At 38.1% G+C, this 26,448-nt stretch carries 27 protein-coding genes; 5 read left to right on the top strand and 22 right to left on the bottom strand.

What is annotated here, in order from left to right; all coding sequences use genetic code 11:
* Positions 1-101: 101 nt before the first annotated feature.
* The 3 genes from ACRPLQ_RS20385 (at position 102) to ACRPLQ_RS20375 (ending at position 5,629) form a co-directional block, all read left to right on the top strand.
* Entirely contained in the window at positions 102-1,664 is a 1,563-nt protein-coding gene (locus ACRPLQ_RS20385; RefSeq protein WP_098112245.1) for a replication initiation protein, read from the top strand.
* Positions 1,657-4,287, top strand: coding sequence for a DEAD/DEAH box helicase (locus ACRPLQ_RS20380; protein WP_432236258.1), 2,631 nt, complete (start codon positions 1,657-1,659; stop codon positions 4,285-4,287). Before ACRPLQ_RS20385 ends, ACRPLQ_RS20380 begins: the two co-directional genes overlap by 8 nt.
* Positions 4,288-4,582: 295 nt before the next feature.
* Positions 4,583-5,629, top strand: a complete 1,047-nt coding sequence (locus ACRPLQ_RS20375; RefSeq protein WP_432236257.1) for a LysM peptidoglycan-binding domain-containing protein — start codon at positions 4,583-4,585, stop codon at positions 5,627-5,629.
* Between the two features lie 282 nt (positions 5,630-5,911).
* On the opposite strand, the gene ssb is transcribed toward ACRPLQ_RS20375, so the two are convergent.
* Positions 5,912-6,274, bottom strand: a complete 363-nt coding sequence (gene ssb / locus ACRPLQ_RS20370; protein ID WP_028411997.1) for a single-stranded DNA-binding protein — start codon at positions 6,272-6,274, stop codon at positions 5,912-5,914.
* A gap of 96 nt (positions 6,275-6,370) precedes the next feature.
* On the opposite strand from ssb, the gene ACRPLQ_RS20365 reads away from it, so the two are divergent.
* Positions 6,371-6,808 carry a YwpF-like family protein gene (locus tag ACRPLQ_RS20365; RefSeq protein ID WP_048021732.1) on the top strand — a complete coding sequence of 146 codons (438 nt, stop codon included), beginning with the start codon at positions 6,371-6,373 and terminating at the stop codon, positions 6,806-6,808.
* A gap of 523 nt (positions 6,809-7,331) precedes the next feature.
* On the top strand, positions 7,332-7,754 hold the full coding sequence (locus ACRPLQ_RS20360; RefSeq protein WP_028411995.1) for a helix-turn-helix domain-containing protein: 423 nt from the start codon (positions 7,332-7,334) through the stop codon (positions 7,752-7,754).
* Positions 7,755-7,782: 28 nt separating this feature from the next.
* Here the strand turns inward: ACRPLQ_RS20360 and fabZ are convergent, their stop codons facing one another.
* The 21 genes from fabZ to ACRPLQ_RS20255 all read right to left on the bottom strand — a co-directional run bounded on the left by fabZ (position 7,783) and on the right by ACRPLQ_RS20255 (position 26,395).
* Positions 7,783-8,217, bottom strand: a complete 435-nt coding sequence (gene fabZ, locus ACRPLQ_RS20355) for a 3-hydroxyacyl-ACP dehydratase FabZ (RefSeq protein ID WP_013059788.1) — start codon at positions 8,215-8,217, stop codon at positions 7,783-7,785.
* Between the two features lie 83 nt (positions 8,218-8,300).
* Positions 8,301-9,122, bottom strand: coding sequence for a flagellar hook-basal body protein (locus ACRPLQ_RS20350; RefSeq protein WP_033580402.1), 822 nt, complete (start codon positions 9,120-9,122; stop codon positions 8,301-8,303).
* Positions 9,123-9,145: 23 nt separating this feature from the next.
* Positions 9,146-9,970, bottom strand: coding sequence for a flagellar hook-basal body protein (locus ACRPLQ_RS20345; protein ID WP_098112247.1), 825 nt, complete (start codon positions 9,968-9,970; stop codon positions 9,146-9,148).
* Between the two features lie 114 nt (positions 9,971-10,084).
* Complete coding sequence (locus ACRPLQ_RS20340) at positions 10,085-11,086, bottom strand: rod shape-determining protein (RefSeq protein WP_013059791.1); 1,002 nt, start codon at positions 11,084-11,086, stop codon at positions 10,085-10,087.
* Between the two features lie 186 nt (positions 11,087-11,272).
* Positions 11,273-11,536, bottom strand: coding sequence for a sporulation transcriptional regulator SpoIIID (gene spoIIID, locus ACRPLQ_RS20335; RefSeq protein ID WP_013059792.1), 264 nt, complete (start codon positions 11,534-11,536; stop codon positions 11,273-11,275).
* Between the two features lie 275 nt (positions 11,537-11,811).
* Positions 11,812-12,642, bottom strand: coding sequence for a M23 family metallopeptidase (locus ACRPLQ_RS20330; RefSeq protein WP_028409695.1), 831 nt, complete (start codon positions 12,640-12,642; stop codon positions 11,812-11,814).
* 160 nt (positions 12,643-12,802) lie between these two features.
* On the bottom strand, positions 12,803-13,825 hold the full coding sequence (gene spoIID / locus ACRPLQ_RS20325) for a stage II sporulation protein D (RefSeq protein ID WP_028411991.1): 1,023 nt from the start codon (positions 13,823-13,825) through the stop codon (positions 12,803-12,805).
* 161 nt (positions 13,826-13,986) lie between these two features.
* Positions 13,987-15,291 (bottom strand): UDP-N-acetylglucosamine 1-carboxyvinyltransferase, encoded by a 1,305-nt coding sequence (gene murA, locus ACRPLQ_RS20320; RefSeq protein WP_028411990.1) that lies wholly within the window; start codon positions 15,289-15,291, stop codon positions 13,987-13,989.
* A gap of 31 nt (positions 15,292-15,322) precedes the next feature.
* On the bottom strand, positions 15,323-16,063 hold the full coding sequence (locus ACRPLQ_RS20315; protein WP_028411989.1) for a YwmB family TATA-box binding protein: 741 nt from the start codon (positions 16,061-16,063) through the stop codon (positions 15,323-15,325).
* A 160-nt stretch (positions 16,064-16,223) separates the two neighbouring features.
* A complete protein-coding gene (locus tag ACRPLQ_RS20310; protein WP_013059797.1) occupies positions 16,224-16,460 on the bottom strand; it encodes a DUF1146 family protein in 237 nt (78 codons plus the stop codon).
* Between the two features lie 274 nt (positions 16,461-16,734).
* A complete protein-coding gene (locus ACRPLQ_RS20305; RefSeq protein ID WP_028411988.1) occupies positions 16,735-17,139 on the bottom strand; it encodes a F0F1 ATP synthase subunit epsilon in 405 nt (134 codons plus the stop codon).
* A 26-nt stretch (positions 17,140-17,165) separates the two neighbouring features.
* Positions 17,166-18,587, bottom strand: a complete 1,422-nt coding sequence (atpD, locus tag ACRPLQ_RS20300; RefSeq protein WP_013059799.1) for a F0F1 ATP synthase subunit beta — start codon at positions 18,585-18,587, stop codon at positions 17,166-17,168.
* Between the two features lie 36 nt (positions 18,588-18,623).
* Positions 18,624-19,481 (bottom strand): F0F1 ATP synthase subunit gamma, encoded by an 858-nt coding sequence (locus ACRPLQ_RS20295; RefSeq protein WP_013059800.1) that lies wholly within the window; start codon positions 19,479-19,481, stop codon positions 18,624-18,626.
* Positions 19,482-19,586: 105 nt separating this feature from the next.
* Positions 19,587-21,095 (bottom strand): F0F1 ATP synthase subunit alpha, encoded by a 1,509-nt coding sequence (gene atpA / locus ACRPLQ_RS20290; protein ID WP_013085461.1) that lies wholly within the window; start codon positions 21,093-21,095, stop codon positions 19,587-19,589.
* A 15-nt stretch (positions 21,096-21,110) separates the two neighbouring features.
* A complete protein-coding gene (locus tag ACRPLQ_RS20285) occupies positions 21,111-21,656 on the bottom strand; it encodes a F0F1 ATP synthase subunit delta (protein ID WP_176344908.1) in 546 nt (181 codons plus the stop codon).
* Positions 21,653-22,171, bottom strand: coding sequence for a F0F1 ATP synthase subunit B (locus ACRPLQ_RS20280; protein WP_013085463.1), 519 nt, complete (start codon positions 22,169-22,171; stop codon positions 21,653-21,655). Before ACRPLQ_RS20280 ends, ACRPLQ_RS20285 begins: the two co-directional genes overlap by 4 nt.
* Positions 22,172-22,273: 102 nt before the next feature.
* Positions 22,274-22,486: a F0F1 ATP synthase subunit C gene (gene atpE / locus ACRPLQ_RS20275; protein ID WP_013059804.1), complete on the bottom strand. Its 213-nt coding sequence runs from the start codon at positions 22,484-22,486 to the stop codon at positions 22,274-22,276.
* A gap of 90 nt (positions 22,487-22,576) precedes the next feature.
* Positions 22,577-23,287, bottom strand: coding sequence for a F0F1 ATP synthase subunit A (atpB, locus tag ACRPLQ_RS20270; protein WP_013059805.1), 711 nt, complete (start codon positions 23,285-23,287; stop codon positions 22,577-22,579).
* Positions 23,288-23,305: 18 nt separating this feature from the next.
* On the bottom strand, positions 23,306-23,677 hold the full coding sequence (locus ACRPLQ_RS20265; protein WP_165635062.1) for an ATP synthase subunit I: 372 nt from the start codon (positions 23,675-23,677) through the stop codon (positions 23,306-23,308).
* A 6-nt stretch (positions 23,678-23,683) separates the two neighbouring features.
* The gene (locus tag ACRPLQ_RS20260) at positions 23,684-23,905 is read right to left on the bottom strand and encodes an AtpZ/AtpI family protein (RefSeq protein ID WP_013085464.1); all 222 of its coding nucleotides are present in this window, start codon (positions 23,903-23,905) and stop codon (positions 23,684-23,686) included.
* Between the two features lie 297 nt (positions 23,906-24,202).
* Positions 24,203-26,395, bottom strand: coding sequence for a S8 family serine peptidase (locus tag ACRPLQ_RS20255; protein WP_165635063.1), 2,193 nt, complete (start codon positions 26,393-26,395; stop codon positions 24,203-24,205).
* Positions 26,396-26,448 lie beyond the last annotated feature (53 nt).

Here is a 26,448-nt window from a genome sequence, read left to right as displayed (position 1 = left end):
GATTTTGTATAATTCTATTTTTATCATTTATAATGAAAAGAAAATTAATCACTTATAAATATAATTTTATGTTCCACTTATGTATAGAAAGGAATGGGATTATGAGTTCGTTTTCAGATCACTTACAGCACCAATTTATACATCATTTCCCGTACAGTGATGCAAGCTATCGTACAAATGCCCAAGCAGGACTAGACCTTTACCGTACCCATTCATTCTTCATTTTGCACAATGATGAACAGATATTAAACGTTAAAATCGATTCGTTTTATGTTGAACTAAACAAACAGCTGCTCCCTGAAAGTACCTGTTCTTGTCAGCATAACGGATTTTGTGAACACTGCTTTGCAGCGTTTTTTTATATGTATTCATTAATAGAACCGCTTTCGCCCCTATTCAAAGAATGGCGAAACCATGAGAAAGAAGCTTTGACTATGCTATCTGCCAAACAAGTGTTAAAAAAACCCAAGGCAACTTTTCAAGAGTGGAGACAAACTTTTGAGGAGCAGTATACGCTTTTTATGCAGGGGCGGAACGAAAATGACCGGTCCATTTATCATGAATATTATCAGTACTATTACCGTTCTTTAGTGAAAAAAGCTCCTGAGCATCCACTGCTTTATGCTTTATTTTGTATGTATGGAGCGGTTCATACATTTTATAAACTATCAGCTCAATTACAGGCACATCAGCTTTCTACTAACATCGAGGAATCATTCGTATATAGTCACGTCTACAAAATAACAAATGAAATTTATGCTACCGCTGATTCATTAAAGCAAACGAAATACGATCGGGATGCATTATCTATTATAGAGGACAGCATCCCATACATCCGAGAATTATTGCATAATGATATGCCTTTACAATATGAGCGTATTGAAATTTATCGCGTTATTTGGCAAAAAGTCTTCACGTTAGAAAGATGGCGAAAAAATGAGGAACGCGAATTAAAAGCCAAGCATGGTTCTTTTATAAATAATACAGCTCTTTCCTATCTTTTATTTCTTCAAGAAAAAGATAGAGAAGCAAAAGAACGTTTGAGCGATGGAACATTACAAATGATTCCCTATCTTATCCCTTGGTTAAATGATTTATTGCACGAAAAAGAAACTGACCGCTTTGCTCAGTGGGGCTCTTATATAATGACCTATATAGGAGATTACGTACGCACCGTTCCAACTACTTATCAAGGAAGCCGAAATATGGTCTCCATGATTGTAAATTTATTTCAGCACTATAAAGACTTAACGAACGAGCAAACTTTGTATACTGAAGCATTGCAAACATTACTTCCCTATAGTTTTATTGAATACAGTGATTTTCTATATGCTTCTAACCAATTAAAAAAATGGGTTGAATTACAGGTGCTTCTTCAATATGACAGCATTAAATATGACGAGCAAACGATAGAGACCTTAAAACAAAAAGATGAAAAGCTGGTTATTCCTCTTTATCATCAAATGATTTCAAAGCTGATTTATGAAAAAAAGAAAAGCAGTTATCAAGAAGCCTATATCTACTTACAAGAATTAAAAAGACTTTATCTACAAATGAATCGCTCTCTACTATGGGAACATTATATAGAAGAATTAGCGATAAAAACGAAGAAACAGCGCGCATTTCAACAACTATTAGAAAAAGGAGATTTACTGAATGTTTGATTTGTTTCATTTAACACTTGAAGTCGAACCTGTACACGATGACTTTTTTCTCTACTGTGTATCACCTAGCGGCCAAATTTTGCTCCCTGATACATGGAAAGATGCGCTGTTTCTATGGCATGAACAGACCTATTACGGAAGTGAAGCTACACAGGTTGAGATTAATGGAAAAAAAGGAATTCTTCTTTCTGCATGGCAAATGTTCACTTTCATACAATCACCTATTCAACAGCATGTGTTGAAACCGGCTTTGTCCGCTTCAGCGGAAGATTATCAGCAAATTGCAGTCGATATGACAAAGAAGATTATCCAAGGGAAATTTCATTCTCTTCCTTTAAAAAAACAAATGACTGGATCGCTTTCACAAGCTGATGAGCAAGAGTGGCGAGCACAAATTAAAGAGAGCCTATTAAAAAAAGAAGGAAAAGACTTTTTAATAAGCATAGGAGGCGAGAGCTATAATCCTCCCTTTGACCTTTCATTGCGTGTTGTAGAGCCAACGACCGATGGAGATGTATGGACGGCTGAAACATTTGTGATTCCCCACGATGAAGCCAAAGAACCTTTTATACTGGGAAGAACACTTCCTAAAGAGTGGAATCACTACGAATCATATATCGCTTACGAACACGAACGATGGAAAGCATCGGCTCCTACTTTATACCAAAAAGGAGCGTTTATTCAGTCTGTCCTAACAGATGAGGAAGTATGGGAATTTCTAACTCAAGATAGTGCAGCATTGATTGAACAAGGTGTCTCTATCCATTTGCCAAGCTGGTGGGAATCATTAAAAAAAGCCACCATAAAAGTATCTGGCGCTATAGAAAATACTTCATCTGCATTGTTTGGTAAACAAGCTATCAGCAGCTTCCGCTGGTCATTTTCTATTGGCGATCAAACTTTTTCAGAAGAAGAGTTTCGGAAATTAGTCGAACAAAAACGCCGATTATTATCTATTAACGGACAGTGGATTCAACTGGATTCTAGATTAATTAAACAAGCGCAGAAAATTGTTAAAGAAGCTAGTAAAAAAGGCGTCTCAATTCATGAAATTTTAAAAACGAAGCTAACCTACATGGCAGACAGTAAAACTGATGAAGAAGAGGTAAAAGTTGAATTCCAACTCCCCGCTTCCTTTCAATCATTTATTACATCCTTAACGGATTTAGAACGGCTGCCGGAAGTGCTGCCTCCCTCTGAATTTAAAGGGATATTAAGACCTTATCAGCAGCAAGGCTTGAATTGGCTCATGTTTTTGAGAAAGTTTAACTTAGGAGGATGTCTAGCAGATGACATGGGGCTAGGTAAAACCATTCAATTAATTAGTTATTTAACAAACATTCATCAGTTACATAGCTTTCCTTCTCTTATCGTTTGCCCAACTTCTTTAATTGGAAACTGGGAAAAAGAATTACAGAAATTTGCCCCTTCTCTTCGTGTTCATGTTCATTACGGGCCGAAAAGAACCGGCGGAGATGCATTTGAGAAGATATGTGAAAGTACTGACGTGGTGATTACGACTTATCAAGTTGCCCTTTTGGATGTCGAATTGTTGAAAGGGTTTATATGGAACAGCATTTCCTTAGACGAAGCGCAACATGTTAAAAACCCGCAGACTAAACAGGCGAGAGCCATTCGTCAGCTGCAAGGAAGACACAAAATTGCGCTTACTGGAACTCCAATTGAAAACCGTCTGCTGGAACTATGGTCATTATTTGAATTCATCAATCCCGGTTACTTAGGAACAATCAATTCATTTAAAAACCGATTTGTAGCCGGCATTGAAAAAGGCGAGAAACCTGAACGAACTGTTGAGCTTAAAGCACTCATTCAACCTTTCTTATTGAGAAGAACAAAACAAGATAAAAGCATCGCCCGCTCACTGCCTGATAAACAAGAACAAAAAGAATATATCCCGCTGACAGCGGAACAAGCTTCACTTTACCAGGAGCTAGTTCAAGAAATGCTTCAAGAAACAGAGGAAAAAACAGGATTTGAACGAAAAGGCATGATTTTGCAAACACTAAATAAGCTAAAATTATTATGCAATCATCCAGCTTTGTACTTAAAGGAAAGTGCAGCTAAACAAACGGTACGGCGATCTCATAAAAGTGAAAAAATTATTGAACTCGTAGAGAGCATTCGCACACAGCAAGAAAGCTGTTTAATCTTTACTCAGTATATTGAAACAGGACTCATGCTACAACGAACCTTAGAAAAAGAAATCAACGAGCCGGTTTTATTCCTTCACGGAAGCTTGTCAAAAGAGCAAAGAGATGAAATGGTTGCTCAATTTCAAGCAAGGAAAAAAGCCACCTTTATCCTTTCTCTTCGCGCAGGTGGAACTGGATTGAATTTAACAGCTGCAAATCACGTTATTCATTTTGACCGATGGTGGAACCCAGCCGTTGAAAACCAGGCAACCGATCGGGCCCATCGCATTGGTCAGAATAAATTTGTTCATGTTCATAAATTCATTACAAGAGGAACGATTGAAGAAAAAATTGATGAAGTGATCAATCAAAAACAACATCTAAACAATGAACTCATCCAAGGAGATCAATGGGTAACAGAACTTTCGAATAAAGAGCTACAAGAGCTTCTTGCTTACAGAAATGAATAAGAAAAATTATAAAATGTGTTACACCGTTACCAAAAAGAGGACTTTTTTACTTGTCCTCTTTTTTTATTAGATCATTCGACACAAAAAAATAAGTGTAAATCGTTCTTCAACTACTGATAAAGATACAAAAAACGCGATAAATATCGTTTTTTGAATAAAAAGGTATTTTTATAGCGAAAAAGACCCTTTACTTTCTCTTTAAATTCCAGCATATTTATACATATAATATTTTTGTAATTTAATAGACATATTGGAAAAAAACACGGAACATTTACATAATTAGGGGGATTTATTAATGAAAAAAAGGCAGCTCGCTTTATCTCTAGGCGCCATTGTTGGCGGGACATTCTTATATCAAGCTTCAGCTGAAGCATCTGCTTCAACTGTTCAAGTGAAAGCTGGAGATACACTTTGGTCGTTATCTACTAAATATCATACAACGATAGAAGCTTTAAAAAGCGTAAATAAGTTATCTTCAAATACAATTCGCATAGGACAAACGTTATCGATTCCTTCTGCTTCAACCTCTCAACCATCTAATAAGGAAGAAAAGCCTTCAGCTCCTGCTACTGGTTCAACCTATAAAGTTCAAAGCGGCGATACCCTTTGGAAAGTGGCTACTCGTTTTAATATGAGCGTAGAAGAATTAAAACGTTTGAACACTCTTTCTTCCAACATCATTTATATTAACCAAACGTTAAAAGTAAATGGAAGCAACAGCGCATCGACTCCAACTACGAGTAAACCAGCAGAAACTCCTTCTAAGGATGCAAACGGAACTTACAAAGTTCAGCGTGGAGATAGCCTGTCTAAAATAGCTTCGGCATTTCACATGAGCGTGAGCGAATTAAAACAAATAAATGGATTAACGTCTAATACGATTTATGTAAATCAACAATTAAAGGTATCAAAAAGCGCCCAAACAACTACGCCAACAACAAAACCAAGTACATCAACATCTTCAACTTCTAGCGGAACATTAAATGTATCGCAAATGATTTCAGATGCAAAACGTTATATGGGTGTTCCTTACAAATGGGGTGGCACAACTCCTTCTGGTTTCGACTGCAGCGGATTCATTTATTACGTAATGAAACAACAAATTTCTACAACGCGCTATACGACGGCTGGTTATTGGAGTGTATCAACACCCGTAAGTAATCCACAGCCTGGTGACCTAGTGTTTTTTAATACATATTCTAGCGGCCCTACACATATGGGCATTTACCTTGGTAATCGTCAATTTATTCATGCTGGATCTTCTACCGGTGTAACCATTGCAAGCTTAGATAACAGCTACTGGAGCAAGCGCTACTTGGGTGCAAAAAGGTTTGCTAAATAACTGATAGAAGCTGAGACAAGAGTATGTTAGCTGAAGGAAGATCCGAATGAGTTTGATTCTTGATGGAGAATCAAACTCGTTCGGATCTTTTCATTAAAAAAACCGTTAAATAATTTAACGGCTGAAATAGAGGAATAATTCGGGGATAGTGCATACTTTAATTTTCTCTCTTGAGAATATAGAAAGAGCCTTGCTCTTAAGGAGGATCTATCTTCTATTATGATAGATAAGGGGAATTAAAACCTTAGCTGAACTAATCACCCCCTTTCATACTAGATCACTTTATTCTTCTTGTTGATTTGAACCAAATGAAGAAGAATCAGATGGCTTTCCACTTAAAAATTTAACCGCATCAGCCACAACGTCGGTCATATATACTCGTTGCTGAAGATTATTTTCAAATGTGCGCGTTTGTACACGCCCTACCACGCCTACAACCGCTCCTTTATCACAGTAAGCAGCTGTATTTTCTGCATTTTTTCTCCACAGAGTAATGTTGACAAAATCAGCATCATATTCACCTTCAACATTTCGAAACGTTCGATTAATTGCTAACGTAATAGTAGATACGGCAATCCCTTCATGGGTATATCGAAGCTCCGGCTTTTTTGTCAGTCTTCCTACAAGAACAATATGGTTAATCATAGTCTACCACTCCAACTGATTGAATAATGGGAATCTTTAAGCTCATTCATGTTATAATATGGATAACCTACTATTTACGTAAAGGAGGAAACATCAATGAAAACATTTAAACTTGTGTCATTTCAATTGGTTGATAATCAAGAAAAGCGTCAGTCTGTCTCACTAACTAATGGCCTTATTATTAATAAAGAAGACGGCGAAAATAACTGGATTTTAGAAGCAGTTATCGATAAGAAATGGTACGATGAATTTCATGTTTTGTTGAAAGATAAACAAAAAGTGACGGTAGAAGCTAAAATTACGAAAGAAACAAATGATCCAGCTACCTTTATAGCTACCGTGGCTTCCATTACTTCAATTGGTGAAAATCGTATTAGTTTGTTGATGAAAGGTGTTTTAAAAGAACGGAGACTTCATTATGCTGAAATGCTCTTAGAGGATTTAATTAACCAAGGGTTATCAGGTCAAGATTTACTTCAACAGTTCAAACTGCAGCTTCGAAACAGACCGGTAAAAAGTACATCTAAAAAATAAGTCAAGTCATCTCAAGGTGTCTGGATTTAAAAGAGAGGATTATTGTTTGAGGTCTTTTTCGTTGGTCCATGAGAAGGGTAAAGAAAAGAGAACTCACTGGAGAGGTACCTTTCTTTTTTTCCTAAAAATAAATGTGCATGACTAGAACGTTTGAAGCGATTATCTCTTATGCGAGCACCTTGCCTTTTCAAATAAAAATTTGTCATTTTTTCACTCCTTTTTCTTTGTAATTCGTATATTAATGCATTTTTCCCCGTTATTCAACCATTTTTTTCAATATACCGAACAAAAAATAGGATTTTTTTACTATAAAAACCTCTATTTTTGTTCTTTTTTTTATATCCATGCAGAAAAATGAATCTTTTTAGAGAAAAAAAAGAAATAAAAACAGGTTTTATTCCCTCTATTGCAGAAAGTAAAGTGTATATGTTTCATATTGTGCAAATTAAGCATGTTACAAAGAACATGAACTACATTCGAACAATAAGACATATACTTATCTTTACGAAATCAGGTGATGCATATGAAAGATTTTGGAGAAAGAATTAAACATTTCAGACTAAAAGGAGGATTTTCACAAGAAGAATTAGCAAATCAGTTGAATGTTTCTCGTACAACTATTTCAAAATGGGAATGTTCGAAACAAACGCCTTCCATTTTTGATTTTCTATCTCTATGTAATTGTTTTCAAATTACGCTAGACCAACTTATTGAGCCTTCCTCTTATAAACAAGATTATTTACATGACTTCCAACTTCTTTACTTAACAAGAAAACGTGAATCGGATTCACAGGAAAATACCATTTTAACCCTCATAGATAAACAGCCCTTATTAAAACATGTGCTCTTACAATTTTCATCTCTGTCACCAACTCTTCAAAAAGAGTTGCTAACGGATATTATACCTTTATTAAAGAAACTTTTTTCTGCTTTGCAGCGCCAATAAAAAAAGCTGCATCAGCAGCTCTTATGTACTATTCTTTTTTATCGCCTAAAGCAAACATAATATCTGTTTCGCAGACTAACTCTCCATCTACAGTTGCGATACCTTTTCCTTTGCCAATAGATCCACGCGCACGTACAATTTCAACCTCTAAACGCAGTTGATCACCAGGTCTTACTTGCTTTTTGAAACGGCAGTTGTCAATGCCTGCAAAAAATGCTAAACGTCCTTGATTTTCCTCTTTTTTTAGCATAGCTACTGCTCCTACCTGAGCCAAAGCTTCTACAATTAAAACCCCTGGCATCACAGGATAGTCAGGGAAATGCCCGTTAAAAAATTCTTCATTGGCAGATACGTTTTTTAAACCAACTGCTTTCTTTCCCTCTTCCACTTCTAAAATACGATCGACCAATAAAAATGGATATCGGTGTGGAATAATTTCTTTAATTTGTTCAATATCAAGCATAAATAAGTCTCCTTTCAAACCGCATGTAACATACGATACTATTATCAATATACAGAATGCTCAATTGAGAAGCAACTACTTGCTTAAGCTCTGATTCCATTCACCAAGCCCATCATTTGGTCTGCAATTGAAATAGAGCGGGAATTAAACTGATACGCACGTTGGGCAATGGACATATCAGTGAGTTCTTTGCTCAAATCTACATTTGACTGTTCCAATTTCCCTTGATCTACGCCTGCTGTTTCTCGAGCTTTTCCAGTCAGATCTGTAAACATATTCGGTTGGTTCATCCCAGCTGGAAAAGCAAATAGATTTTCTCCTTTAGCTTCTAGCTCCTGCGGCTTTTGGACATTTGTTAACCCAAGGGTAAACTGGTCAACGCCCGTATTCGTAGTAACCGTTATCGTTCCACTTCCATCAATCTGTATATCTTTAAATGCGTTACTGAAAATAATAGCTTGACCATTTTCCCCCAGCACATCCTGGCCAGAACCGTTTACTAATTTAACATTGTTGGGGCCTTCAGGCCTAAGGTGAAATGAACCATCTCGCGTATATTGTACAGGCTGTTCGGAATCGTTTACGGCAACTTGAAAATAAACGTTTGGATTTGATGCAGCTACATCTAATGGTTTGTCTGTATTTTCAAAAGCACCTTGCGTCATATTTAAGCGTGTTTGGTCTAGATAAGCTCCTGAACCTTGTCGAATTCCAGACGGTGTAAGCCGCTTTTCTGTTCCCTGGTCTACTTGATTATTTACTTGTTGATACAGCATATCGTTAAATGAAGCGTCTCTCGATTTATATCCTGTCGTATTTGTATTAGATAAATTGTGACTGATGACATCAAGCTGCTGCTGTAGCTGCCCCATTGTATTAGCCGCTGTTATCATTGTACGGTTCATTCTCTTCATCTCCCCTGTTGCTTTTAGCGCACACGTCCAATTTCATTTGCCGCTTTATCCATGCTTCTATCGTAAGCTTGCATTATTTTTTGATTTGCTTCAAAAGCTCTGTAAGCTGTTAGTAAATCCGTCATACTTTGAGCAGCATCTACATTGGAACGTTCAACAAATCCTTGCTTTAACTGATAAGAAATGCCTGGATTATTTCTTGCTGAAGGCAAGGACTGATTGTTCAACGTTTCATACAATCCATTCCCTGCCTTTTTAATCGTTTGTAAATCACTAGAATAAGCAATACCGATTTGTGCAATCTGCTGATTATTTTCCGTTACGTTACCCTGTGAATCAACTGTAAAGTTTTCACTTTTCAGTTGAATTGGCTGATTATTTGTATTTAATACATAAGCTCCCGTAGACGTAGTTAAAAACCCTTCTTGATCTAATGTAAAATTACTGTTTCTTGTATATTGAGGCGTATTATTAGGGCTTTGTACCACAAAAAATAGGCCGCCCTCTTTTGTAGGCATATTTTGCTCCATCAATGCAATATCAGTTGATTGAGACGTTTGCTGAAGATCACCTTGTGTAAAATTTGGAACTGTTTCTTGCATATACACACCCGTATTAATTGTACCTATGTCTTTTTTGTTCTGAACAGAGATGTTACGGTCAGTGGGTAAATCTTCAGATTCCATTCGCTGCAGTAACATATCAGGAAATGCCTTTAACGTACCTTGATCTGCTTTAAATCCTGGCGTATTAGCATTTGCTATGTTATTCGTTAATAAGTCAGTTTGACGCTGCTGAGACAGCATACCCCCTGCTGCCGTGTAAAACCCTTTAAACATACTTCATCCTCCTTACAAGTAAACGTTGTTCGTTATAGCCGGCTGACAGAGTATAATAAATAAAAGAAGAGACTCCTCTGTATGAAACGAGCCAATAGAGGAGTCTTCATTTATTTAAACAATATTGCGACGAGATAGTTTATCAATATTATCAAGCATAATACCTGTTCCAACAGCTACACAACCCATTGGATTTTCTGCAATTAGCACAGGCACCTTTAATTCTTCCGCTAACAGCTGATCCATACCGTGAAGCAATGCTCCACCGCCAGTTAAAATAACGCCTCTGTCTATAATATCGGCAGAAAGTTCGGGAGGTGTACGCTCTAATACACTTTTCGAAGCTTGTACAATGACGCTGACAGACTCTCTAAGTGCCTCCTCTACTTCCTCAGAATAAACAGTAACCGTACGAGGTAAGCCTGAAACCATGTCTCGCCCTCGAATGTCCAGCTCTTCATTACGAGCTTTAGGAAACACTGTGCCAATTTTCACTTTAATTTCTTCTGCTGTACGCTCTCCAATTAAGAGCTTATATTTTTGTTTAATGTACTGCAAAATTTCCGCATCAAAACGATCACCAGCCATCTTAATAGAAGCTGCTGTTACAATATCGCCCATTGAAAGGACAGCCACATCGGTTGTACCTCCACCAATATCTACGACCATGTTTCCGCTCGGCTGAAAGATATCCATTCCAGCGCCAATAGCCGCGACTTTTGGTTCTTCTTCCAAGTAAATGGTTTTTCCACCGCTTTTTTCAGCAGCTTCGCGAATTGCTTTTTGTTCAACAGAGGTAATATTTGTTGGACAACAAATTAAAATACGAGGCTTGGATAAAAAACCTTTTACATTTAATTTATTAATAAAGTGTTTGAGCATAGACTCGGTAATTTCGAAGTCAGCGATAACGCCATCTTTTAATGGACGAATGGCAATAATATTACTGGGCGTTCTTCCTACCATACGTCTCGCTTCTTCCCCTACTGCTAGCACTCTATTTGTATTTTTATCAATCGCCACAACAGACGGTTCATTTAACACAATTCCTTTGCCTTTAACGTGAATTAAGACGTTAGCTGTACCTAAATCGATACCAATGTCTTTTGCTAACATACCTTAAATCCTCCTTCTATTTACATATCTTTGCATGATAACCATTCTTTTTTCCTAATTTACTATTTTATCACAATTTGTATATGTATGTTGTTATTAGCAAAAATATTTATTATATACCTATTTTATCCAAAAATTAAAATGCCCTATACTACCTCTATAAAAAAGGCAATATCGGGCATTCTTTTACTTTACAGTTTCTTCTTCTTTTTTGTACTTTAATTTTGTTGCTTCTCCTCCACGCAAATGCCGAATAGATTTATGGTAATCAAGAATTTCTTTTACTTCATTTGCTAACTCAGGATTTATTTCTGGTAGACGCTCTGTTAAATCTTTATGGACAGTACTTTTCGAAACGCCAAATTCTTTCGCAATTACACGAACTGTTTTCTTTGTTTCTACAATATACTTTCCAATCTTGATAGTTCTCTCTTTGATGTAATCGTGCACACTACTCGCCCTCCCCAAATTGGATATGAGAAGTATCCAAGGGAATGTATATATTATCCCTTTTCTAACATTCTCTTTATAGGTTTGTAACAGTTTATTAGCTTGTGTGCAGATATATGCTAGAAAAGTCAGTAAGGACAAGTGATTTCTTATATTTTTTTGAAAATTTAGTGTTTTTTATTTACTTTTTTAACATAATGCATCTCATTTTAGAAAAATTCATAAAAAAAGAAGCTCGGTTTTATCCAGCTTCTTTTCGTATTTATGGTCTTGCTTTATGCATTTGGTTTAGACGTATCTGTTGAAGGTTGTTTTGAATCTTTATCTTCTTTAGTCTTTTCATCAGATGATTTTTCGCTATCCTTTGATTCTTCAGAAGAAGAGTCGTCTTTTGGTTCTGTCACTTCAGCTGCTTTGACTTCTTTGATAGAACTAACCGATTTTCCAAAATAACTGCTTGGATTAATTGCTACACCATCTTTACGAACTTCAAAGTGCACATGTGTTTTTGCTTCTTGATTATATAAGCTTTTTCCAGCTTTTGCGATCGTTTGGCCTTGTTTAACAATATCTCCTACTTCTACATCAGCTTTCTCAAGAGATTGATACTGTGTTACTAAACCATCTTTGTGATCAATTTCTACTACATAACCTAGTAAAGGATCTTTTGTTGCTTTTGTTACTGTACCGCTAGCTGCTGCTACAACATCAAATGATTTATCTCCCTTAACAGCTAAATCAACACCTGTGTTTGGATGATACGTATTGTTGTAGAAAACTAGTGCTTCTTCTTGTTGTTTTTCAGATGCTTGATCGTCGTAGAAAGGCTTTTTCACGATAGCTGATGCTTCACTAGCAACTGGCATTTTTAAATTTTCAAGCGAAGCATTTACCTCTACAGCGTCGTCTCGATAAGCCGTACCGTCTTGGCTATAGCCGCTTTTGTCTTCTTTGCTAATATCATTTCCATTAGCTTGAAACCAAAGGACTGCTGTAAGAATAATTGCTGCACTCGCTAAATAGATAGCCGGGAACACCCAACGCTTTCTAACTAATTTTTGAACTTTCGATTTTGGAGAAGTACGTTTCTTTTCTTCCTCTCTCATATATCATCACCTCAGCAATCAGTCTGAACACAATTGAATGAATATATACACAGCGATAAAAAATTTTTTTCGATTATTTTTCAACAGATGAATCTAAAATATACATTTTATTTAAAAAAGTGAAAAACATAAAAAAGACCCTGCTATAAGGGTCGTTGAATTAGCGTTTAGCTGTCAATTGTGCAACAAACTGATCGTTAGGAGTAATCGCAACACCTGTATAATAATGAGTAACAATATCTTTATACGTTTTTCCTTCCAGTGCCATACCATTTGCTCCGTACTGACTCATCCCAATACCATGTCCATATCCTTTTGTATTGATGATAATTTCATTCCCTTTTTTTGTCCAATGAAAGTCGGCTGACGATAAATCCAGTTTTTCCCGAACATCTTTTCCCGACAGTTCTTTACCGTTTATCTTTACGTAATCTACGCGCTGCCCCGGCGTTCTAGAGACGATTTCACCTACTGATCCACTGTTTGTTAATTTCACTCCAAGCCTCTGTTCAAAGCTAGCAACAGACATTACTTTCTGATTTGTAAATTCAGGAGACTTTTTATCCCATGGACTAGCTACACTTTTTAGATAAGGAATGGAATTCTTCCAATACGCTTCTGAATTTTCAGTGTAACCATTGCTGGTAGAAAAGAACGTAGCATTAATTGGCTTATTTTTATACGTAAGAATTTGACCTTGGGTGTCCTTCACTGCTTCTTGAATTTTTTTGATTTTCCAATCATAGTCTTTGTTCCATCGGCTTCTTAGCTCATCTTTATTTAAATATACTTGGTACTCTACGGTATCAGTCACATCCGCTCCTTGGGGAAGATGACTATTTCCATTCATCATAGTTTGCACAATATAGGTTCTGGCTGCCAAACTTTGAGCCTTAAGTGCTTCAAGTTCAAAAGTAGCAGGCATTTCAGCTGCTACTACCCCTACAAGATAGTCTTCGAGCGGCAGTTTTTCTACTTTTTTCGTTTCCGTACGATAAACACTGACATCAAGAGGAGACGCTGTCACTTTTTGTAGTTTTTCGGTTTTTGGGGTCTGTTTGACATTTTCATGTAGCTTTCCATCTGTCTTTTCAGTAAAAGGAACAACGAGAAGTGTTGGGATGAGTAACACAACGAAAAAAAAGATGACTCCTAGTACGACGATTGGCTTTGCTTGTTTCATGAACGCCTAGCCTCCATATCTATTATTTTGACAAGGAACACCTATATCCCTATATTCCATATGTATGGAGGTGGACAACCTTTTATGACAGCAAACCGGCCATAAGGGTCGTCCAACGACAAAAAAAGCATCTCGCTATGAGATGCTTTTTTATGACATATTTACTTGACGTCTGAAGCCTGTTGAGTTTGTTCTACCTGCTTTGTTTCGTCATTTACACGTTCAATATCAGCGCCTAAAGCGGCTAATTTATTGTGGAAATTTACATAACCACGATCAAGGTGTTTTAATTCCGTTACACGCGTATAACCGTCTGCTACAAGTCCTGCTAATGTTAACGCTGCTGCTGCACGAAGATCTGTTGCTGCTACTTCAGCGCCTTGTAGTTGAGAAGGTCCGTTAATAATAACAGAGCGTCCTTCAATTTTAATATCAGCGTTCATGCGGCGAAACTCTTCTACGTGCATAAAGCGGTTTTCAAAAACTGTTTCTGTAATCATACTTGTGCCTTCTGCTGCTAATAATAATGCCATCATTTGAGATTGCATATCCGTAGGGAACCCTGGATGAGGCATTGTTTTAATATCTACTGATTTTAGCTTTTCAGGTCCTACAACACGTAAGCCGTCGCCTTCTTCAGTAATTTCAACACCCATTTCTTCCATTTTAGCAACAAGTGAACTGATGTGCTCTGCTACTGCACCGCGTACAAGTACGTTTCCACCTGTAATAGCTGCTGCTACCATGAATGTTCCAGCTTCGATACGATCTGGAATAATTGCATGTTCTGCACCATATAATTTATTAACACCTTCAATACGGATCGTACCAGTTCCTGCACCGCGAACTTTAGCGCCCATTGCGTTTAAGAAGTTTGCTAAGTCGACAATTTCAGGTTCTTTTGCTACGTTTTCCATAATTGTAGTGCCTTCCGCTAATGCTGCTGCCATCATAATATTTTCTGTGGCACCTACACTTGGGAAGTCTAAATAAATTTTAGCACCTTTTAGTCTTCCTTCAACTTTTGCATCAATAAAACCATTTCCTACTTGAACTTTAGCACCCATTGCTTCAAAGCCTTTAAGGTGCTGATCAATCGGTCTTGATCCAATCGCACATCCACCAGGTAAAGCTACACGAGCCTCACCCATACGCGCCAATAAAGGACCCATTACAAGTACTGAAGCGCGCATTTTTCTTACATATTCAAAAGGTGCATCTGTTTTTAACTCTCTTGATGCATCTACAACTACACGATTTGTTTCAAAATCTACTTCTGCATTCAGATGTCTTAAAACTTCGCCAATCGTAAATACATCGGAGAGAGCTGGTACATCATTTAGAATTGTTTTTCCTTCACTAGCTAATAAGGTTGCAGTGATAATAGGTAAAACGGCGTTTTTTGCTCCTTCAACTTTAACTGTACCGCTTAATCTATTTCCACCGCGGACGATGATTTTTTCCAAGGTATTCCCCTCCGCGTCCATTTTCTCTATATTAATATTCAGACGTAATGATAGGTGTGCCAACAACTATGGTTGTTTGACCGCCCATTCTTGTCTTGCGTAATGCAATTTGTAAGTTCATTTCCTGCTTTTTCGTTTGAAGAGCTTCTTTCCACAGTCCAGTATATGCTGAAACAGAGGTAAATGACTCTTCCACTAGAGATTCCACTGGTTTAGCATTGAAAGCTCGTAATAGGTCTTGAATTTCAACAGACAAAACACTTTCCATCTTATCATTGATTTCCCCTGTTGCACAAGAGAAAATTATGGGTTCTGACAGGAAAATTTTTTCATAATTTGTCTGAAATACATTTTGAAAATGGGTCATATTTTTTTCTTTTAAACCTTGTCCCGTTACATGATACGATATGTACGCATTGCTGTGTTCATCGATCGCATAAGTTAACAGAATGACTTCGTTCACATCTTCACTTTTGCGTGTACCTATTGCTTTCCATAGGTCTCTTTCCCTCTTCACTTCCCATTTAAAACCTCTAAAATTACTTTTAATACTTTCAGCTTGCGAATAAAAGGTTTTTTGGTCAGTAACAGCTTTTACTTCTTCTCTTGCATACAACGATACTTCAGTTAACGAAACATGCTGCTTATTTAAGGTGTGAACAATCTTCTCAATAGTAGTTTCATTGTTTTGGGCATTGCTCACATAACTTCCATGATATACGAATAAGCCAGTAATGAAAATAGCCAAAAAGACACTAATTTTTTTAAACATTTCGCCACTCCCTCTCCGTACTCATCAGTCTTTCCAGAAGGCGATGATACATACATGAAAAGGGTCGTCATATTTAGACATAGCGACATACATTAGCGTATAAATTCGTATATCTTCAACGAATGAACGTCTATTTTATCATAGACTCATAGCCTGCCAATCATTGAAAAAATGAGGGAATGCGCTGTGACCAAAATAAATAATCCAAAAAGAAATTACTTACTGTTGATGAAATAGTAATGGTCAATAAAATAAGCATTAATTTTGCTTGAAACACATGATTAGGTTTCATCAGCTTTTCAATTTGAAAGCCTTGCAAAGCATACCAAGTAATCACAATAAAAATCAAATGTGAAATCATGGTTAGTAACGTTTGCTGCTCAATTCCTCCAAACAATAAAAGCACTCCTTTTAAACACCATATGAAAAGAAGAGACGATCATCGTCTCTTCTTTTCATATTAAAGCACACTTATGCAAATTCGTAAACGGTAACATGAAAAACATTTATTTTATTCCCTATTTTAAGATCCTTTTCCATTATTAAGAAAAATAAAGAAGACGGATACGCTTAGTTAAATGGAATATATAATCATAGACGAATGCTATTTGCTCTTCCTCTTTTATATAATAGAGCAAAAAAGCCCTCTCATTCGTTTGAGAGGGCTTTTTTTAGAACTTACGTTGACTAATATCTAAACGATTGACTGCCCGTTTTAAGGCAATTTCAGCACGCTTAACATCAACGTCGTCTTGTTTGCTATCAAGGCGCATTTCAGCGCGCTTTTTCGCTTCTTCTGCACGAGCTACGTCAATCGCTTCAGCTGTTTCAGCAGCCTGTGCAAGAATTGTTACTTTGTCAGGTCTTACTTCAAGAAATCCTCCGCTAACAGCCACAAGTTCTGTACTGCTTGCTTTCTTCAAGCGGACGGCTCCAATTTGTAAAGGAGCAACCATCGGAATATGGCCATGTAAAATACCAAGCTCACCGCTCTGTGCTCGGGTACTTACCATTTCCACTTCTGATTCGTAAACTGGGCCATCAGGAGTCACTACACTGACATGGATTGTCTTCATTTAAAAAACCTCCTATGTCCCTTAAATTAAACTTCTACTCCCATACGTTTCGCATTTTCAATAACTTCTTCAATGCGACCAACTAAACGGAACGCATCTTCAGGTAAATGATCGTATTTACCTTCCAAGATCTCTTTAAATCCTTTAACAGTTTCTTTTACAGGAACATAAGAACCTTTTTGACCTGTAAATTGTTCTGCTACGTGGAAGTTTTGAGACAAGAAGAATTGAACGCGACGAGCACGTTGTACAACGAGTTTATCTTCATCAGATAACTCATCCATACCTAGGATTGCAATGATATCTTGTAACTCTTTATAACGCTGTAACGTTTGTTGAACTTGACGCGCAATTGCATAGTGCTCTTCTCCAACAATTTCAGGAGATAAAGCGCGAGATGTAGATGCTAATGGATCTACCGCAGGGTAAATACCCATCTCTGATAATTTACGCTCTAAGTTTGTTGTTGCATCTAAGTGAGCAAATGTTGTCGCTGGAGCTGGATCCGTATAGTCATCGGCTGGTACGTAAATCGCTTGAATCGATGTTACAGAACCTACGCTTGTTGACGTGATACGCTCTTGAAGCTGACCCATTTCTGTCGCTAATGTTGGCTGATAACCTACTGCTGATGGCATACGGCCAAGTAATGCTGATACTTCTGAACCCGCTTGTGTGAAACGGAAGATATTATCGATAAAGAATAATACGTCTTGACCTTGTTCGTCACGGAAGTATTCTGCCATTGTTAATCCTGTTAATGCAACACGCTGACGTGCACCAGGCGGCTCATTCATTTGTCCAAATACCATAGCCGTCTTCTTAATAACACCAGAGTCTGTCATTTCATGGTATAAGTCATTACCTTCTCGCGTACGCTCACCTACACCAGCGAATACCGAAATACCGCCGTGCTCTTGAGCAATGTTATTGATTAACTCTTGAATTAATACTGTTTTACCTACACCGGCACCACCGAATAGACCGATTTTTCCACCTTTAATGTAAGGAGCTAATAAGTCTACTACTTTAATACCTGTTTCAAGAATTTCAGCTTGTGTAGATAGATTTTCGAACTTTGGTGCTTGACGGTGGATCGGATCACGACGTGCACCTGCATCGATTGGGGCGTCTAAGTCGATTTTTTCACCTAATACGTTAAATACACGACCTAACGTAACGTCACCAACTGGTACTGAGATTGCTGCACCTGTATCTTCTACTTCTAATCCACGAACTAAGCCGTCAGTGGATGACATTGCTACTGTACGAACTGTGTTATCACCTAAGTGAATCGCAACTTCTAATGTTAATTCGATTGCAACTTCACTTGCACTGCTCGGTTTATGTGAAATTTTAAGGGCGTTATAAATTGCCGGAAGGTGTCCGTTGTCAAACTTTACGTCTACAACTGGACCCATGATTTGAGTAACGCGTCCTTTTGTCATCGTGTTCCCTCCTAACTTGCTTTTCCATTAAACTTTCTATTCTAACGCTGCCGCTCCGCCAACAATTTCCGTAATTTCCTGGGTAATTGCCGCTTGACGCGCACGGTTATATGACAATGTAAGATTATTGATAAGATCTTTTGCATTGTCTGTTGCACTTTTCATCGCTGTCATACGAGCAGCATGCTCACTTGCTTTTCCATCAAGCAGGCCGCCGTAAATTAAACTCTCTGCATACTGAGGAAGTAATACTTCTAAAATCTCTTCTTGTGATGGTTCAAATTCATAACCAACAAGTTTACCAGAAGGTTGAAGATCTGTTAGAGGCAATAGCTTCTTCTCCGTCACTTCTTGTGAAATCGTATTGATAAAGTGATTATAGTATAAGTAAAGTTCATCAAACGTACCGTCCGCAAACATTTGAACTGTTTGTGAAGCAATTCCTTGAATGTCAGCAAAAGCTGGCTGATCTGCTAAGCCTGTGATTTCAAGCAAAACCGGAATACCGCGTTTTACGAAGAAATCTCTCCCTACTCGTCCAATTGCAATCACACCGTATTCATCAGGTGATTGATGGCGTTCTTCAATAGCTTGAGATACTTTTCGCAAAATATTACTGTTATATGCTCCTGCTAGACCGCGATCTGAAGTGATTACGATATAACCAGTCTTCTTCACGCTGCGCGCAGTTAACATTGGATGTGAAGCGCCTCTGCTGCCTAGGGCTACACTTGAGACTACCTCTTGAATTTTTTCCATATATGGAACAAACGATTTTGCATTTTGTTCCGCTCTATTCAGCTTTGCAGCTGAAACCATTTCCATTGCTTTCGTAATCTGGCTCGTTTTTTTCGTCGATGTGATTCGAGTTTGTATATCACGTAATGATGCCAAAGGTTTCACCACCTTGTTTTAGAAGATCACGTGGTATGAAAGGTGAACAAATGTTCACCTTCACCTTATTGAAAGATTGTCTTAACATACCATGCTGACAATATATTATTCAGATGCAATAAATGTTTTCTTGAATTCTTCAAGTGCTGATTCGAATACGCCAGCTTCAGGAAGGCCACCAGTTGTACGGATTGATTCAAGTACTTCTTTACGGTTTGATTCTAACCATGTTAAGTACTCGTCTTCAAAGCGTGTAATATCTGATACTGGAACATCATCTAAGAAGCCTTTTGTTAATGCGTAAAGCACAGCTACTTGTTTTTCTACGCGAAGCGGTTTGTGTAAACCTTGTTTTAAGATTTCAACTGTACGCGCTCCTCGATTTAATTTTGCTTGAGTTGCTTGGTCAAGATCAGAACCGAACTGAGCAAACGATTCAAGCTCACGATAAGATGCAAGGTCTAGACGCAGTGTACCTGCTACCTTTTTCATCGCTTTAATTTGTGCAGATCCCCCTACACGTGATACAGAAAGACCAGCATTAATCGCAGGACGTACGCCTGAGAAGAATAGATCTGACTGTAAGAAAATTTGTCCGTCTGTAATCGAAATTACGTTCGTTGGGATATAAGCAGATACGTCTCCTGCTTGCGTTTCAATAAATGGAAGAGCTGTTAATGAACCTCCACCTTTTGCGTCCGATAACTTTGCCGCACGCTCTAATAAACGAGAGTGCAGATAGAATACATCCCCTGGATACGCTTCACGACCTGGAGGACGGCGTAATAGTAATGAAAGTTCACGATAAGCTGATGCTTGTTTTGTTAAGTCATCGTAAATAACAAGTACGTGCTTACCGTTATACATAAACTCTTCACCCATTGTTACTCCAGCGTATGGTGCTAAGAATAATAGTGGAGCTGGTTGTGAAGCTGATGCTGTTACAACGATTGTGTAATCTAGAGCACCGTGTTTACGTAATGTCTCTACTACGTTACGAACTGTTGATTCTTTTTGGCCAATCGCTACATAGATACATACCATATCTTGATCTTTTTGGTTTAAGATTGTATCGATTGCTACCGATGTTTTACCCGTTTGACGGTCACCGATAATTAACTCACGCTGTCCACGGCCGATCGGCACAAGTGCGTCAATCGCCTTGATACCTGTTTGAAGCGGCTCATGTACTGATTTACGATCCATAACGCCAGGTGCAGCACCTTCAATTGGACGTGTTTTTGTTGTTTCTACCGGGCCTAAGCCGTCTACTGGCTGACCTAATGAGTTAACAACACGACCGATTAACTGCTCCCCTACTGGAACTTCCATGATGCGTCCTGTACGGCGAACTTCGTCACCTTCACGAATTTCTGTATATGGTCCTAAAATAATGATACCTACATTGTTTTCTTCTAAGTTTTGTGCCATTCCCATGACACCATTTGAAAATTCAACCAGTTCTCCAGCCATGACATTGTCGAGGCCATGAGCACGTGCGATACCATCCCCAACTTGGATAACAGTACCTACATCACTCACTTTAATCTCAGACTGATAGTTTTCAATTTGCTGCTTGATCAGCGCACTAATTTCTTCAGCTTTGATGCTCATGAATTTCACCCCTATCTACGATCTGTGTGCAAGAAGTCCTCGGTGGATCGTTTCTAATTTGCTGCTAATGCTGCCATCATAGATACGATTACCAATGCGAAGCTTCACGCCGCCGATTAGGCTTTTATCTACTACATTTGAAATATTTAACGTATGTTTTCCAACTTTTGAAGCAAATGATTGCGAGATTGCTCGTTTCTCATCTGCGCTTAAAGGTTTGACAGAATAAACAGTTGCGTCTGCCACGCCACGTACTTCGTTCGCTAGGAAACGATACTCTTGCACCATTTGGCTAACAATTTGAATGCGGTGACGCTCTAATAATAGAAGAACCGTATGTTGAACAGTTGGTGAAAGTTCAGCAAATGCCTCACTTACAAACTGTTTTTTTCGCTCAATTGTAATTTTTGGATGAGTTAATACATCCATTAATTCAGGTGTTTTAGCAAACACCTCTTCAACGATTTGTAGCTGTTCTTGCATTTCATCGATCATCTGTTTTTCTGTTGCTAATTGAAAAAGAGCTAGTGCATAGCGCTTGGCTACAGCTGGTTGACTCATCGTACATCCCCTACTTCTTGGATATATTCATGAATTAACTTCTCTTGATCTTGTTCAGAAAGTTCTTTTTCAATAACTTTCGACGCAATTAAAACAGATAATGAAGCAACTTGCTCACGTAACGCAGCAACTGCTTGATCTTTTTGCTGTTCGATTTCTTGTTTTGCTGCAGCTTTTAGACGCTCAGACTCTTCGCGTGCTGCTGCAATGATTTCTTCTTTTTTATCTTCTGCAGACTTTCTAGCGTTTTCCATCATTACTTGCACTTCTTGACGAGATTGCTTTAAGATTTCACGCTGCTCTTCAACAAGCTTCTTCGCTTCCTCATTTTGCTTTTCTGCTTCATCAATCTCACCGGCAATATGCTCTTCACGTTTTTTCATGATTCCCATTACAGGACCAAACGCGAATTTTTGAAGTAACGCAAGTAGGATAAGGAACATCACTAATTGGAAAAGAATATCTCCACCATTAATGCCTGCTGCTCCTAACACAAACATGTTCGACACGGCCATGTTCACTCCCTTCAGAGACTCCACATATATAATTTACTTCTTAAAGACATAAAGTAATGGCGAAGGTTCTTTTGAATGATCTTCGCCACATGTAACACATTATTATTTACCTTGTACCATGAATGCAATAACTACGGCGATAATTGGAAGCGCCTCAACTAAGGCAACCCCAACGAACATCATTGAAGTTAATGTACCACGTGCTTCTGGTTGGCGAGCTGTGCCTTCAATCGTCTTAGAAACGATAAGACCGTTACCAATACCAGCACCTAGTGCCGCTAAACCAATCGCAATTGCAGATGCTATTAAACCCATTTTATAAAGTCCTCCCTTAATATATATGATTTTGTTTAACTAAGTTTTGTTTTGTCCAAATTGGGTATTACTTGAACAAAGCTTTATAAATTAATGGTCGCTACTCACTTTGTGAGATAAATAAACCATCGTTAACATTGTGAAAATGAAGGCCTGAATTGCGCCTACAAAAATACTGAATCCTTGCCATAAAAGCATTGGGATAGCAGCTCCAATTGTACCTAGGAAGCCTGTTGTTGCTAAACCAGCTAGCAAGCTTAACAAAATTTCCCCAGCATAAATATTACCGTAAAGACGAAGGCCAAGCGTTAACGTATTGGCAAACTCCTCGATAATCTTAAGCGGGAATAAAAATGCCATTGGCTTGAAGTAATCTTTCGTGTATGCAGAGAAACCTCGCATTTTAATACCATAATAATGTGATAGTACAACTACCATAACGGCTAACGTCAGCGTAATTGCTGGATCAGCGGTTGGCGATTTCCACCATAAGTTATGGTCAATCACGATGGCGAATGGAAGACCCAACATATTTGACACAAAAATGTACATAAGTAAAGTTACACCTAGCGTCAAAAAGCGGCCACCTGTTTTCCAATCCATATTGCTATTAACGAGTCCTTTAACAAAATCTAAGACCCATTCAATAAAGTTTTGTGCACCGCTTGGCTTCATAGCAAGAGTACGAGTACATAAAACTGCAATTAAGAATACAATAACAGAAGCTACGGTAACCATAAGCAAGTTACTTTGACTAAAAGTAAGGCCTAGAAACTCTATAGTTGGTGATTCATGACCCAACTGTGTTCACCTCTCTTTCTATCTTCTACGCATATTTTGAACAACTAAATCTATGATAATGACAACATAATACGTCATTAATCCCACAACTACACTAATAATATGAAAGGTTTTTGGATAAGAGATGGTAATCACAACTGCGAGAGCAGCTGTTGCAAATCTTACAACAGTCCCAATTGAACGGGGCTTTTTCCCCTCATCCAACGCCTGTCCAAACTGCTCAAACTTTCTTACTAAGTTCCACAAATTATACAAACTCAGGGCGGTTCCTAAAATTAAACCTGCAAAAACAGCCTTATAACTTGTAAATTCCCAGCCGAGAACGTATAATGCTAACAAATACAATATGTATGAACGAAGTCTTGGAAAAACGTGCTGCAAATCCTGCATGAATTATTAATCTCCTGAAAAAAAATGGTGGACTGTCCGCAGCATCATAAAAACACCTGCTGCTAGCCCTGAAAGAAGGCCTAAAATCAAAAATAGTGGTTCGGTGTCAAGCCATTGATCAGCCCATCTTCCAGAGAATAAGCCAATTAAGACTGAACCTGCTAACTGTGATAGAATGATTGACACTAATGCCATCGCTTGCAAAGGATGACGGTTGCGATCTTTCATAAGCTCATACCCCTTTTGCAAAATTTTCTTTTTTCCGAATTCTCTATCGTTTTCATAGCTCAATATATGATAGAAAGGCAAAAAAAATTGCTAAAAAAGGTAAAAACAGCTAATAAAATACGCAGAAATATCAACGGTTTTCACAGGTTGAAAACCTTATCATTTATATTCCCTGTAAGCATACAATAGCGTATATTTAATGTCAATGTGTTTAAGCTAAAAACTTCACAATCTCTTCTTATTGTTCACATTTCTGCCACACATAAAACCTCTTCAAATGAAAACATTTAAAGAGGTTCATTCAATCGTTATTGTACTGTGTACAACCTGCTCTTGTCTATGCTTTTTCACAAATGCAAATATTTGGTACACTCCTGGTACAAGCGATTCATCAATCGTTATTTTTCGTTTTCTCATGCCTCTTTCTACATCCACGTCAACATCTAAATACGATACAAACTGTAAAGACTGCTTATCAAAAAGAGCGACGCCTAACTGATCTGCTCCTTCAGGCAAAAACAGTTCATAGCTATACGTATTTTTCTCTTTTTCCGCTGCTACTTGCAATCCCATGACACGAGGATAATCTGGAATGCTAATCATGTACATATAGGGAAGCGAAAATGTTTCACGTGAATCATTTATTTCCAAATATCCGTCATATATACCTTTATTTTTAAAACGGGGCTGCACCGATAAAGTAACAGCTATCTCTTTTGTCTGACGGGGTGGCACCGTGACGGGTAATGGAACATCCCAGTTCACTCCTTCATCCCTTTTTGGAACGTTTAAGCGATACGTTTTTGCTTTATCAGACTGGTTATCAATTTTAAAAGATAAAACTTTCTTTGATGGACGCGTAAAAATACCAAAAGATAAAGAAGATGGATAAAACAAAGATTCTGCTGTGACGGCTTTTGCTATTTGAATTCTTCCCGCTCCTTGTTCATATACGCGATACGTTTGACCGTTTAGCTGCTGCATTACTTTACTGGTGTTCATCAATGAAGCTTTGACTTGTTCAGGAGACCAGTTCGGGTGAGCTTGTAAAATCAGCGCACACGCTCCAGCTACATGGGGCGCAGCCATACTTGTGCCATGCATGCGTTCATATCCTCCAGGAACTGTACTATTAATGAAGTAACCTGGTGCGACGACGTCTGGTTTGATTCCCCAAGTAGTCGTTACAGGCCCTCTTGAACTGAAAGATGTGAGCAAGTCTTGCACCACTTGCTGCCCAGTGCGTAAGTACGGTTGTTGAGACTGAATGTGTTGGCTAATGGTGTCACCGCTTTTTTTACTTACCCATATCACGGGAATATTTACTGACTCTTTTAGTTTACTGACTATGCTTTTTTCTGTCGGGCTATATAAAATAACCGCTTTTGCTCCCGCCTGTTCAGCTTGTTTAATCTTTTTTTGAACCGCATTTCCTTCTGCTTTTAGCAAAATGACGTTACCCGACGCATGCTTTTGCTCTTTGGAATCTTCTTCATTTATTACACGCAGCGTTTGATTAAACGTCCATGGACGAGACCCTTCTACTGGCGCCATCATAATTTTTTCTTTGTTAAATCCAATTGTTAGAAATTGAACTGTTGTCGGAGAAACAGAAGCGCCAACGGAAATAGCTTTTCCCGCTGTACCCGGAGAGCCCACCGTCCATAAACCTGGACCTGAATTGCCGCTAGATGTAACCGTTACAATTCCTTTTTCAACAGCTCGATCTAACGCTAAGCTTGTTGGTAAATCAGGGCCATTCACATCATTTCCTAATGATAAATTAATAATATCTACATCATCTTGAATTGCTTTTTCAATAGCTAGAATAACACTTTCAGACGTTCCAGCTCCTCCAGGTCCAAGAGCTCGGTATGCATAGATTTCCGCTTGGGGTGCTACGCCTGTAATATTCCCATTCGCTGCAATAATACCAGCTACATGAGTACCGTGCAGAGTCGGTTCTCCTTGCTCACGAGTGGTTTCCATCGGCTCATAATCTTCATCTATTACATCGTAACCCCCTCTGTAGGTTTGTTTTAAATCAGGATGAGAATAATCAACCCCCGTATCGATAACGCCTACTTTGATCCCTTTTCCTGTTAAGCGCTGATTGTGAGTATCAAACAAGCCTCTTACCTGTTCTGAGCCAATGAACGTTACGCTATTTTCTTCTGTAACCTGATAGTTTTTAATAGAATGTGAACTAATAATAGATGGATTCTGAGATAGTTTTTCCAAATCCGAGATGGAGCCGTTTAATGAAAGTCCTGTAAACACCGTGTGAAATTCGCTCTTAATCTTTATATTAGGATAATTTTTTTGTAGCTGACTTTTAAAGTTCGTGAATTTTTCTTTTTTAATCATCACAATGATTGATTTTTCCTGATGATTCATTTCTTGTTTTATAGAAGGAAATGTCGGATTGAGCGACATTTGCCCTCCCCCACTCCCAAATATAAAGCTAATCATTAACCATTTAATCCACATAAAAAAACACCTCTCACACTATCGTGTCTCAAAGAGACGCTTTTCATGTGAAA

This window comes from Priestia sp. TRN 1309, from assembly GCF_050846875.1.
Taxonomy (GTDB): Bacteria; Bacillota; Bacilli; order Bacillales; family Bacillaceae_H; genus Priestia; species Priestia zanthoxyli.
Note: the sequence above shows the minus strand (reverse complement) of the source record. Positions and strands in the feature narration are given on the sequence as shown.